9 protein-coding genes are annotated in these 12,392 nt (G+C 60.3%); 8 read left to right on the forward strand and 1 reads right to left on the reverse strand.

The annotated features are described in order from the left end of the window. Position 1: 1 nt before the first annotated feature. On the reverse strand, positions 2-2,713 hold the full coding sequence (locus P8L30_16035) for a DUF5916 domain-containing protein (GenBank protein MDG2241718.1): 2,712 nt from the start codon (positions 2,711-2,713) through the stop codon (positions 2-4). Positions 2,714-2,888: 175 nt separating this feature from the next. Here P8L30_16035 and P8L30_16040 point away from each other — a divergent pair, with 175 nt between their 5' ends. The 8 genes from P8L30_16040 to P8L30_16075 all read left to right on the forward strand — a co-directional run bounded on the left by P8L30_16040 (position 2,889) and on the right by P8L30_16075 (position 12,151). After that, positions 2,889-3,749: a DUF2911 domain-containing protein gene (locus P8L30_16040; GenBank protein ID MDG2241719.1), complete on the forward strand. Its 861-nt coding sequence runs from the start codon at positions 2,889-2,891 to the stop codon at positions 3,747-3,749. A 142-nt stretch (positions 3,750-3,891) separates the two neighbouring features. Further along, positions 3,892-5,016, forward strand: a complete 1,125-nt coding sequence (locus P8L30_16045) for a Na/Pi symporter (protein ID MDG2241720.1) — start codon at positions 3,892-3,894, stop codon at positions 5,014-5,016. 6 nt (positions 5,017-5,022) lie between these two features. Further along, entirely contained in the window at positions 5,023-5,697 is a 675-nt protein-coding gene (locus P8L30_16050) for a PhoU domain-containing protein (GenBank protein MDG2241721.1), read from the forward strand. A 220-nt stretch (positions 5,698-5,917) separates the two neighbouring features. Then, complete coding sequence (locus P8L30_16055; protein MDG2241722.1) at positions 5,918-6,544, forward strand: hypothetical protein; 627 nt, start codon at positions 5,918-5,920, stop codon at positions 6,542-6,544. Positions 6,545-6,804: 260 nt separating this feature from the next. Further along, positions 6,805-7,131, forward strand: a complete 327-nt coding sequence (locus tag P8L30_16060; GenBank protein MDG2241723.1) for a hypothetical protein — start codon at positions 6,805-6,807, stop codon at positions 7,129-7,131. A gap of 712 nt (positions 7,132-7,843) precedes the next feature. Beyond that, a complete protein-coding gene (locus P8L30_16065; GenBank protein ID MDG2241724.1) occupies positions 7,844-10,087 on the forward strand; it encodes a DUF5916 domain-containing protein in 2,244 nt (747 codons plus the stop codon). Between the two features lie 587 nt (positions 10,088-10,674). Beyond that, positions 10,675-11,394: a tyrosine-type recombinase/integrase gene (locus P8L30_16070; protein MDG2241725.1), complete on the forward strand. Its 720-nt coding sequence runs from the start codon at positions 10,675-10,677 to the stop codon at positions 11,392-11,394. A gap of 334 nt (positions 11,395-11,728) precedes the next feature. Beyond that, complete coding sequence (locus tag P8L30_16075; protein ID MDG2241726.1) at positions 11,729-12,151, forward strand: hypothetical protein; 423 nt, start codon at positions 11,729-11,731, stop codon at positions 12,149-12,151. Positions 12,152-12,392: the final 241 nt, after the last annotated feature.

Raw genomic sequence — 12,392 nt, forward strand, 5'->3', positions numbered from 1 at the left:
TCTAGTTGGACAGCCAGAGATTCACCTTCATGATGAAACGATCGTCTGCATTCGCGTCGAACATCGCCCCTAGATCTCGACCGAAATCGAAGTCTCCAGTGCTGGAACTGCCCGCCTGACGGCGCTGCCAGACGAAGAAGATCGTCGAGCCCGGACGGTATTCCCAACGCAGCACGGCCGTGGTGCGGAGGGACCGGACATTGAAGTCACGATCCTGAAATGATGAATCCGTGGTTCCGTTTCCGTCGAAGTCGATGAACCGTGTGTGGACAGAGTTCTCGCAGGTGCGTCCGCCCAAACAAGTCGGAGTGCCTCCAGCCTCGGAGTACGTGCCCTCTTCGAATGCGTCGAAGGAGTATGTCTCTGGAGCCGCCAGTTGCTTGTAGCGCGTGTAGTCTCCTGATGAGAGCAGCGCCTGGCTGTAGAACTCGAAGGTGAGGTCCGGTGTGAAGGTGTAGTTGGCCCGGGTCACCGCAGAGAGCGACCGCCGTTCGATGTCTGCGAACAGGTAGCGATCGCCGTAGGTAGTTGGGAACGGGAGCGCTCCCGAGGTGGTGACATATTGCACGCCCTCCTCGGCCCACGTGAGCCTCGGGTCGAAGGACAGGCGGAGGCGCGCGGAAGGCTGCACCGAGAGCCCAAGGCTCGCGCGCGTGCTAGAACCTGAGCCGCGTGTCCCTCGTTGCAGGTTCAGGCTCGACCGCACCCATACGAAGCTCCGATTGTCGTTGCCGACACTCACCGTGAAGCTCCTCACCGCGGGATCGATCATCATCGGTCCGCCGCGCGTCAACGTCCGGCTCATGCGGTCCGGTGTATACGACGTGCTCGTGTTCACGGTCCAGAAGTTGTTGAGCGTCGTGTTTACATTGGCGGAGAATGTGCCAGCTGTATGAGCTTGATCCCACGAGTCGAGGGACCACACGTCGTTGAACGCTTCATGACTGAAGTTGTGGAATGTCGTCAGTCGCACGTTGTATTTTCGGAAGATGCTGGTCGGCTCGATCTGCTGATAACTCAGGCTCGCTCCGCCATCGACGCGTTCCGGTGACGTGCTGAAGCCGATGTCGTTTACCTCGAAGTCCGGCGTGACCTGAGCGGCCCAGACGGACCAGCGCAAGCTGCCCCGACGCTTCTCGGCTTGAAGGCGCCATTCCGCCCCCGTGAGTTGCGTCGCCGTGGAGTCCAACTCGGCCCAGGCGAGATCGGGACGCTGCCGGTAGTGATTCGACGCGCGCTGGATGCGGGTGATAGCCTCGGCGTCCCCCCGTACGTGAGTGTTCGCGAGAAAGCCACCGACGTAGTAGCCGCGGTTGCTCCAGTGGTGTCCGAAGTCGACGCCCGCATTGAAGCTCGAGCTCGTGAGGTCGTCGAACGACCCGTCCCCGGGAAGGCTCCGCTTTAGTGCTGTGAATATGCCGCCGATGTTGCTGCCGCCGCCGTTGAGATCCTGCTCAATACGCACGATGCCGAAGCCCGCCCGTGGTTCGACGGTGAACTCGGTGATCTCGCCCGTTCCACTGAAGAATGCCGAGCCTTCTTCCTGTTCGGTGAGCGCGGCCATCGCACCCACCGAGAGTCCGTTCGCCGTCCGCCCCGTGATCTTGGTTGCGGCTAGGATCGTGCTCGCCTCAGGAGCATCCGTGAAGTCGGCGCCCGAAGGTGCTCTCCCACGCGGCGCGCGGCCGATTCGCCTCGTATAGAAGACCGATTTGTTGCTGCCAGAAAGCGGAAAGTCGAAGACACGCGCGTCTTCCACGAAGAACGGGCGCTGCTCTTGGAAGAAGGTCTCGAAGGCGGTGAGGTTCACGACCGCTGGATCTGCCTCGACCTGCCCGAAGTCGGGGTTGATGGCGGCGTCCAGCGTGAACGCACTTCCGAGCCCGTACCGGAGATCGAAGCCTGCGCGGGCGGACATATCGCTCCCGTCGAAGAACGGGTTCCCGGGAGTCGCTGCGGCGCTGCGAGCGGTCGAGACCACATAAGGCCGAGCCTCTGCGCGACTCGGCGATCCGACCAGATCGATCCCTTCGATGAGCCCGAACTGGCTCACCCGTCCCGTGACGAGACTGGATTCCAACGCGAAGCGGGTCAGTTCGTTATCCGATATGCGCCGCCGCCCGAAGTTGATTCCCCAAGTCTGCGGGCCGTCCGCCGACTCGTAGCGTATCTGTGACAGTGGGATTCGGAATTCGATGGTCCATCCTTCCGGCACGATTCGGACGGCTGATTCCCAGACGGCGTTCCATGCCGCGTCTTCTCTCGCGTCGTCGTAGAGGTACCGATCCGTCTGGACGTTGGCTGCCGTGACTCGAAATCGATATCCGGTCCGGCCGTCGAGGTTCGGGTCGAACATCACTTCGAAGTAGTCGTACTGCCCCAGGGCGACAGCGTCCCGACGATTCATGTTGCGCATGATCGTCTCGGGAGTGGCGTCTCGGACGAGCGCACCCATGTAGATGGCGTCGTCGTCGTATAGGATCCATGCCTCCGAGTCGTTCAGGGCTGGGTCGCCCTCCACCGGTTCCTTCTGGACGAAGTCCTTCGCGGCCGGGAACCGGGACCAGATCTCTTCGTCGAGTCGCCCATCGATCGAAATGGACCCCTCAAGCCGATAAGCCCGCATTGTTGGGACGTCTGCGCCGTTCACGGCTTGTGCGGTTATCGCGCTCGGGGCCGAAGTAAAAAGCAACAGAGCGGCAACTGCGGTCACGTATCTAGACAATGAAATCCGGGAAGCGAGTAGATTCGCGAAAAAGCTAGCTGTGCACCCCGAAGACCAGTGAGAGCGGCGTCTTGTTGAGCGGGGCCCCATGCAGGCATCTTGGCGGACCCTGAGTGCGTGGACGTGTATGTGAGCCACGAACTATGAACTCCCGGAGGAATCCTTGAAGATCCGCCACTTCGTTGCCGTCCTGGGTGCAGTCCTCATCACGGCCCCCGCCTTGTCTGCCCAGCCGCGTGGCTCCGAGCGGGGAACGATGACACAGGTCGTCAACGGAACCCGCCTCACGGTCGACTTTAGCCGCCCGGTCGCGAGGGGACGTGACAATCTGTTCGGTGGCGTCGTGCATTGGGGAGAGGTGTGGACCCCCGGCGCGAACTGGGCGACCACGCTAGAGGTGGATCGGCCCATTCGGTTGAACGGCCACACCGTCGAGCCCGGTCGCTACTCCGTGTGGATGGAACTCAAGGATGGGGAGCCGTGGCGTTTCATGTTGAACCGTGAGGTCCAGCTCTACCACGACTCGCCGTACCCGGCGGACCAGGTCGTGCTCGCTTTTGATGTCGAGCCCCAACAGGGTGCCCACATGGAGGCGCTCAACTGGTACGTGCATGCGATCACGTCGCGCACGGCGACCCTGCGCATGCATTGGGGCCCGACTTTTGTAGAAGTCGACGTCGAGACTGCCGAGTACATGTGGGACGCGCTCCCTGCGGATGAGCGAGCGAGTTACGTGGGGGCCTATGCGTTCGACACGAACGACCCCACGACCGGAGGCCCGCTTCAGGTCACGATCAGCGTGCTTGAGGAGAGCGGACGTATCGTAGGCAGATGGGGTGGGGCGCCGATCGCGCTGGTGCCGGCCGGGCCTGCAGAGTTCAAGATCGGATTTACTCGTGGCGGCGCACTCTTCGATGTCGCCGACGAGATGACCATTCGGATCCTCGTTGAGAACGGCACGAGTGTCGGTGCGGAATTGCGGTGGGACGGAGAAGCGTTCGGGACGGCGAACTCAGGGCGCTGAGCGAGCTCTGGCGGGCGGGCCTCTCTGATATCGAGGGGCGATACGACTGACTCCCGGGGATTGGATCGCGGCACTTTCGGCGCACTTTGGAAATCGTACATTTTATGAATCAGTCGGCGACCATCTGTGGAGAATTGGCCTGGTGACAGACCCCTCCCGGCTTGGCATTCAGCTTGAGACCAAGCCCTATATAGCAGTACTGCAGGCTGTGGCTTTTTTGCTTTGCTTATACCTCTTCTTCGCGAGTATCGAGTTGATGAGTGCCGCGTTCAAGATGAGCGGCAGGGGTCTGGCGGAGCAGCTCCTCAACACGGCGTCGGATCCACTGGCTGGACTCCTCATTGGATTCCTGGCCACGAGCATGATCCAGAGTTCCTCGACGACCACGACGATCGTGGTTGGGTTGGTCGCCTCGGGTGCGCTGACCATCGAGTTGGCTGTGCCCATCATCATGGGTGCCAACATCGGGACGACGACCACCAACACCATCGTGGCCATTGGGCATGTAACACGGCCAGCGGAGTTCGAACGAGCCTTCGCCGCATCGACGGTGCATGACTTTTTCAACCTCCTGGCTGCTTTCACGATCCTGCCCATCGAGGTCTTCTTTCATCCCGTGCAGAAGTCTGCCGTATTTCTCCAGAGCACGTTCGCAGGCGCGGGCGGAATGAAATTGGCAAGTCCGCTGAAGGTCGTGATTCGGCCGCTGGCCGACTTCGTTACTGGGCTGGTCCCCAGCACGCTCCCGCTCATGATCATCGCTCTGCTCCTGCTCTTCATCGCGTTGCGCGGCATGATGAAGATCATGCAGGGAGCTGTACTCTCCCGGTTGGAAGGGCTCTTCGATCGAGTGCTCTTCCGGAACGACGCCGCAAGCTTCACGCTTGGTGTGGTCGCGACCGCGTCGGTGCAGAGCAGTTCGGCGACGACGTCGCTGATCGTGCCGCTCGCCGGGACTGGAGTGCTGTCGCTCCGTCAGGTCTTCCCGTATACGCTCGGTGCAAACATCGGCACCACGATTACTGCCATTCTCGCATCATTCGCCACCGGGAGCCCGGCGGCTGTGACCGTGGCCTTGGCACATCTGAGCTTCAACATCTTCGCGATCGTCATCTATTATCCGCTCAAGGCGTTGCCTCTTTGGATGGCGACGAAGTGGGGGCGCATCGCAGCGCAGTCGAAAGGCAACACGGCCGGCGTGTTCGCCGTGTATATCGCCGCACACGTCATACCTTTGATGTACATACTCTGGTCAGCCCGAAGGTAGTAAGCCATGTGGAAAGAAATCGTCACACTGTTCAAGTCGGAGGGCCCGCTTCAGGAGGCCTACGACGAAGCGATCTTGGCGCTCCGAGAGTCGCACAGCATGTTCGACGACGCCGTCGCGCACCTCCATTCCGAGGGCGTGATGGAGACGGACATCTACAAGCGTGATCGGAGGATCAACAAGTACGAGCGCAGCGTCCGCCGAAAGATCGTCACGCACATGTCGGTGTCATCCAAGCCGGATATCAACCTCGGGCTGATCCTCACGTCGATCGTGATCGACATCGAGCGAATCGGGGACTACACGAAGAACATCGTAGAGCTCGCAGTGTCTGTTTCTGGGCCATTCGACGGCCTCGAACTGGCCGATGAAGTGGCCTGGGTAGAGGCCCGAGTCACAGAGATGTTCGACGATATCGTTCCGATGCTGGACAGCTCTGACGTCGATCTTGCACGTTCTGTGATCGAGGCCCACGGTGGAGTCGCTCAGAAGGTCGACAAGCACGTTGCGGCTCTATCCTCCGGCCAGGCCCTGTCCGGGCGGTCAGGGCATGCCGTCACCGTTGCGATCTATTTGAGGTTCTTGAAGCGCGTGAGTGCTCACTTGAAGAACGTCGCCACCAGTGTGGTGAACCCGTATTACCGGATCGGTTTCCGCGAGAAGGAAGAAAGCGAAGACTAATCGCTGTCCGGGGTAGCTCCGCCCCATCCTTTTCCATGAAGGAGCGTGTAGCTTCGGTCGAGGGCTGTCGTTACGTCGATGAAGTAGTAGCGCGACGCGCCACTCACTTTATAATACGATGAGGTACAGATATGTACCTTGCGAGGTGTCGACTTCAGTCCTAGTTGTCGCTCCTAGCGGCCCATGGTGCACAGAGAGTTACACACACAGGAGCTATTTCATGAAATTATTCAAATCCCTCTCGGTATTACTCGTTTCCATTTTGTTGGCTGCGTGCGGCCCCATGGAGCAAGCGGGGGACGGAACGGTCGTCGTGGGAGATCTGGCTTCGCCAGAAATTACTGCTGAGTCATCGGCAGATGATAAGGTTACTAGTGCGTTGAGCGCTGCCCCCGCGGTGGTTGGTGAGGGTGCGATGGTGTTGGACTGGCCTGCTGCTGAGGGCGAGACTCCGGCGATGCTCAGAGAGGGCGATAACGGTTGGACTTGTTTCCCGGATAGATTCGGTACCCCTGGCCTCGATCCGATGTGCTTTGACGGTCCTGCGATGGTCTGGGTAGGTAACTGGATGATGGGTATGGAGCCCGAGATTGAGACGATGGGCTTGTCCTACATGCTCATGGGCTCTTACGACAACAGTAACACGGATCCTTTTGCCGGGCCGCCTGAGAATCCCGCGGATGGCGTGGTTACAGGTCCTCACATCATGACCTTTCCGGTCGATGCTACGACGTTGAAAGGCATGAGTACGGATCACACCACTGGTGAGCCGTACGTCATGTTCCAGGACACACCCTGGGCTCACCTCATGATGCCCACTGCCACTGGCCTGCCTCCCCGAAGCTAAAGCCAGCACCATGCACCAACGGCCGGGTCACGTCACTGTACGTCCTAGAAATTCAGTCGGAGCACTATGCGGGGACGAGTTCGTTTTATCTATATGGGATTGTGGCGCGTCAGGCCCGGCCCCCGCCCAATCACACAAGACCAAGCAGGGCAGATCTTCTTGCTAAGCCCTGGCTTTGAGGTTATTACAGACGGCGATTGAAGCGTGTATTGTGCGTGTGGTCACGCACCTCCCTGTGACAGGAGTAGTCTCAGATGCAGATGCTCGAAAAAGCAGTTTTTTACGGCTCTGTCCTCGTTGCGTTTATCGCTGCTGTGGCCCCGGCGGAGACGTTCGCACATTTCCCAATGGTTCTCGTGCTGCTTGGCCTCGCATCCGGATTCATGCGGCCGACTAAGGACGTGTCGACCCGTATGGCCTATTACGTGTTGGCAGCTTTACTGCCGAGCATCGCCAGTAACCTGGACGTGGTTCCAGTGGTTGGTAGCTACGCCAGCGGCTTCCTGACCCAATTCACTGCCGTTATCGCGGGTGTCGCCCTTGCGAACATTTTCACCGTTCTGGTGCAACAGTTGAAGGACGCGTAGAGGCTTCCACCAGTCGCGCACTGATTAAGAATGAAGGGGGACCTGGAGGCAAATTCGCTCAGGCCCCATTGTCAACATCAAGCCCCGCTCAAGGCCATAGCCGTGAGCGGGGCTTGATGTTGGATCCAAACGCGACCTTGTGTCGAATCGAGGCGCCGCTCCTGTTCCATGCGCCGCATACCTGCTCGGCTGACACCTCCCGAGGGTCGCACAGTGGCGATGCCCCTCCGGGCCGATGTTCGGGTCAATAGGTGTGCAAAGGGATCAGGATGAGGCCCCCCGCCGTTGAGTTGAGACGGGCTCTCCGTCCCTGAACTTCCTTCCTTCAAACACGTCATTGAGCAGGTGAGGAGCGTCCAACCTGCGGAAGCGCTTCTCGGCCATCTGGGAGGATCGGAAGTGTGAGCAGCGCCTGCGTCACGGAGGCTTCACCGTCGAGGTGAACCGTGTGCGAGCGCGCCTGAAGAAAGGCGGTCCCCAGCACACGACCTATGTTGGTAAACTAGCGCTGTCGCGTCGATGATCGCGGCCATGTGCCTTTTCAGTGGCGCTTCCTCATCGTGGTCGACCTGCACTGGGGGCGATCAGCCTTCAGTCGGAGCCGAGCAGGATGTGTTTTCAGGTAAGGGCTCCACTCGGACTGGATGACGTCTAGCGGCAGGCTGGGGGCGCGACCACCTTGGCTGCCTGCCACCCTATTCGAGCCTCCTCCATGACACCCCGACCCCAGACGTGGCGAGCCCTCGCGCTCATCTCGCTGTCGCTCACGACCTCGGCACCCCTTCTGGCGCAACAGGCCCCCATGTCGACTCCTGTGACGCCCGTTGCGCCGGAAACCCAAGAGCGCCCCATCCTCCGAGCTTCTCGAGCAGTCGAGTCGATCACCCTGGACGGTGTTTTGGACGAACAAGCCTGGCTTCGCGCTGACACCACCGATGGCGTGCTGTGGACGACCCAACCTGTTGCAGGGGTGCCTGCCCCGGACCGGACGGTCATTCGAATCGTCTACGACGACGAAGCACTCTACGTCGGGGCACGTCTCTACGACGCTGAGCCCCACCGCGCCGTATCCGCTGGCTTGGAGCAAGACTTCGCCGTAGGGGACTCCGATCTGTTTGGCGTGGCGATCGACGCAGGCAGGGACCGACAGAGTGCCTTCACCTTCGCCGCGAACCCGGCCGGGGCCACGTGGGACGCTCAGTCGTTCGGAGACGGAGCCACCATCAACGCGGCTTGGGAGGGGATCTTCCAGGTCGAAACGACGATGGACGACGAAGGGTGGACCATGGAGATGCGCATCCCGTTCACGACTCTTCGTTTTCCAGCTGGGGAGAAGCCTCAGGTATGGGGGCTCAACTTCAGTAGACAGATTAAACGCCGAAACGAGTACGCTACCTGGGCCCCCATTACACGGCAATCACGAGTCTTCCGGGTGTCCATGGCCGGCACGCTCGAGGGTCTCCCCGCCATGAGTCCGGGTCGAAACCTCCAGATCAAGCCGTTCGCGATCGGGTCGGGGAACCAAGGCCAACTCCGAGACAACGGCCCCAAACGCGACTTCGATGCAGGACTCGACGCCAAATGGGCGGTGACACCTCAGCTCACGCTCGACCTCACGGCGCTCACAGACTTTTCTCAGGTCGAAACCGATGCCGAGCAGGTCAACCTGACGCGCTTCTCAGTGTTCTTCCCCGAGAAGCGTGATTTCTTCCTAGAGAACGACGGCATCTTCACTTTTGCCGATGATGCTTCCCGCGCATTCCGCTCTGGTTCGGGACCGCAAAACTTCAAGCTGTTCCACTCGAGAAGGATCGGACTTTCCGACGATCGCCAACCCCTCCCCATCGGTGGCGGCGCGCGCCTCTCAGGCCGCGTTGGGCGGTACGACCTCGGCCTCATGAACATGCAGACGCTGGAGGACGAGGGTCAACCTGCGGAGAACTTCGCCGTGGCGCGGGTGCGACGCAGCTTTCTCTCGAGTTCCGATGTCGGCGTGATGTTCGTGAATCGTCAAGCCACCGCGAGCCAGGCCGCAGAGAGTTTTTCGCGGACCGGTGGGATCGACGCAAACCTCCGCCTGACGCGTCTGCAGGTGAACACATACTTCGCTCTGTCGGACGATCCCATGGCAGACGGTGACCGAACGACGGGCATGTTACAAGTCGGTTGGCGAGACCCGTTGTTGGATTTTTCGCTCATGGCGAAGCACGTGGGGGAAGACTTCTCTCCCGGAGCCGGCTTCGTGAGCCGGACGGGCATGAACCAGTGGTTCGCCTCGGGGGGCATTCACGTGCAGCAGCCGACCACTTGGCTGACGGAGTTGAACCCGTACGTCGACGCAACCGAGTATTACGCACCCGGCGGAGGGCTGGAGAGCCGAGAGATCACGCCCGGGCTCACGGTGGTCGCATTGGATGGGGGGAGACTTACAGCAGCGTATTCACAGCGCACCGAACGATTCCTTGCCCCAGAGTCTTTTCTCGGCGTGACCCTGCCTGCTGGTCTCTACGAGTTCGGGGCTACCACGCTCGGGTATACATCCAACAGCGGACGAATCGTGTCCGGAGCGCTCTCAGTGAGCGCGGGAGATTTCTTCGACGGTGATCGGACTTCCATCACCGGCTCGGTCTCCCTTCGGCCGAACGAACACATCGTGCTACAAGGGAGCGTCCAGCGGAATAGACTGACCCTCGCAGGGAAGCCCATCGACGCGGACCTGCTACAGGGCCGACTCCGCTACGGGTTCAACACCCGGGCCTTCGTATCTGCGTTCGTCCAATACAACCGGGTCGCCCGAGAACTGATCAGCAACGTTCGCTTCAATCTGATCCACGCCCCGCTGAGCGACGTCTTCATTGTGATCTCCGATCGCCGCCGGACAGGTATGGCACCCGGTGAAAGGAGCGTGCTCGATCAGGGAATCACCATAAAGATCACGCGACTTCTGCAGTTCTGACGGAGGCTCGTTCGGCCGTCCCGACGTCGACCCCAGAAACGCCTTAAGCCCTACAACCGAGTGGTTGTAGGGCTTAAGGCGGGATGGCCGGATTCGAACCGGCGACCCCTGCAACCCCATTACCGACAGCATACACGCTTGATTGCGAGAACGTCCTGCTTTATGCGGCTTCTTTAGCGGGATTGCCAGGAGTTGATGCTCCTGAATCTCGGGAGCGAAGGGGGTGAAGTATTGGAGATGGTATTGAAGTCGGCTTGGCTGGGGCCCCACAAGCATCTGGCCCATCTGAACATTCTCTCGTTCCGAGCAAGGGATGAGGCTTGGTGGATGAGATTCCATCCTGACGGAGCTTCCGCTCAAGCCCTTGATCGCCTTCGTCGCGTACTCCACACGCGTGCTTACGCCGCCAAGACCGAACAGGCTTACTGTCGTTGGGTCGAGCGATTCCTGAAATTTGTGGGCGCCATCCCGATCGAGACGATTGGCATGGCTCACGTTGAGCGGTTCCTGGATCATCTGACGGAACGCGACCTTGCGGCCAAGAGCCGAAATCAGGCCGCTTCGGCCCTGACGTTTTTTTTCGGGAGGTGCTGGGTCTCGAGGATATCGACTCCATTCCTCGGGCTCGACAACCCGAGACCTTGCCCACGGTGTTGTCCCCTGGAGAGGTCGAGCGCCTGTTCACTCAGTTGTCTGGGAAGTATCGGCTCATCGGGATGATGATCTATGGGACGGGGGTGCGGGTGAGCGAAGCGTTGGCCTTGAGGGTCAAGGACATCGACTTCGATCTCGCACAGGTCGCGGTCCGAGGCGGAAAGGGTCAGAAGGATCGGATGACCGTACTGCCGGACCGAATCCGTCCGGCGCTCACTCGTCAGATCGAGCTCGTTCGGCAGTTGCATCGCGGTGACCGAAAGCGGGGCAGTGGATGGGCGTCCTTGCCCGGTGCGCTCCACAGGAAGGATCCCGGAGCAGGCTTCCGCTTTGGCTGGCAGTTCCTGTTTCCGGCTTCGAGATTGATCGCCGACAAGAAGAGTGGGAGTAGGGGGCGCCATCATCTGCATCCGACCGCCGTTCAGCGCCAAATCAAGCGAGCTGGCCTCGCAGCCGGCATCACCAAGGCGGTTACTCCTCATGCGCTGAGGCGAACATTTGCGACCGAGATGTCCCGAGCCGGTTGCGACCTAGCTACGATTCAAAGGTTGCTCGGTCACAACGACATTCGCACGACCATGCGTTACGTCCGATCGGTTACGGACACAGGTCTGCACCTTAGGAGTCCCCTCGATCATCCAAGGCGGGATTAGCCAGTCCCACCTCTAGACGATATCCGAACTGAGAAGGCAGCAGAGCGTGCAGCCCAATCAGCCTCTCTCGTTGGTACCGAACTCGAGGCGCGGGGAGGACTGTCGGGCACGTGGCCAAGGCCAGTAGGTTGCTGGATTGGCAGCCTACTCACAGACGTTGATAGAGAGGCGGGCTGCATAATTAATAGTTAGGAGGCGCTCCGAAGGAAGTGGACCTTTGCTGCGTAGTCGTGCCGTGGAGTGAGTCGCACGGTCACGGGCGCATGAGTGACCGAAGGTCGTTTGGCAGTGCGGGTGTCACTCAGCTGTTCGCGATTCCTCCCCAAGGTACTCAATGTTCAAACGCGCACTCAGGCTCGCCGCCTGGCCCGTGCTCATTTCTCTCTTCATCACGCCGGTACGCGTGTTCCTCGAACTGGCCGGCGTGCCCACGGTGTTCGTCTTTCCGCTCGGCTTGCTCTGGCTGGCCTTGGGGTTCGCGGTCTTCTTGGGCACGAGACTCGGCGAAGAGGAACGTCCATATCTGCTCCTGCTCTTGAGCCTCGTAATCTTCTCCCCACCCTCTCGGTTCCCCGTGTTCGTGATGTGGTGGATCGATACGACGTGGGAACTCGGTACTCACTACGACATGTTCGACAGCTGGGGGCAGGCCCTGTTCTCCCAACTCTTCTGGGGCTCCGTCATCCAGGTAATCCCCGGCTTCTTGATCGGGTCAGTGGTCCTCGGCATCAAGAGGGCGCGGGCGAGCGCCGCCTAACAAGGAATTGCTGCTGTCGCGGGATGGGCTGGTAGGTCACGCGCTCACTCTGCTTGCACCTCGCGACCGGTGGGAACCATTGTAGACGCGCAGCAGAATCCCAAAGTCGTTAGACGGTGCTACGGGAGTAACGTATTGACTGACCGTAACTTGGACCGACGAGAGTTCCTCGTGAGGAGTTCTTTGGCAGCGGCCGCGATCGTGCCCATCGGTCTCGTTGCCCGCCTCAACGGCCAGGCCG

Source organism: Longimicrobiales bacterium (assembly GCA_029245345.1).
Lineage (GTDB): Bacteria > Gemmatimonadota > Gemmatimonadetes > Longimicrobiales > Gaopeijiaceae > CALFPJ01.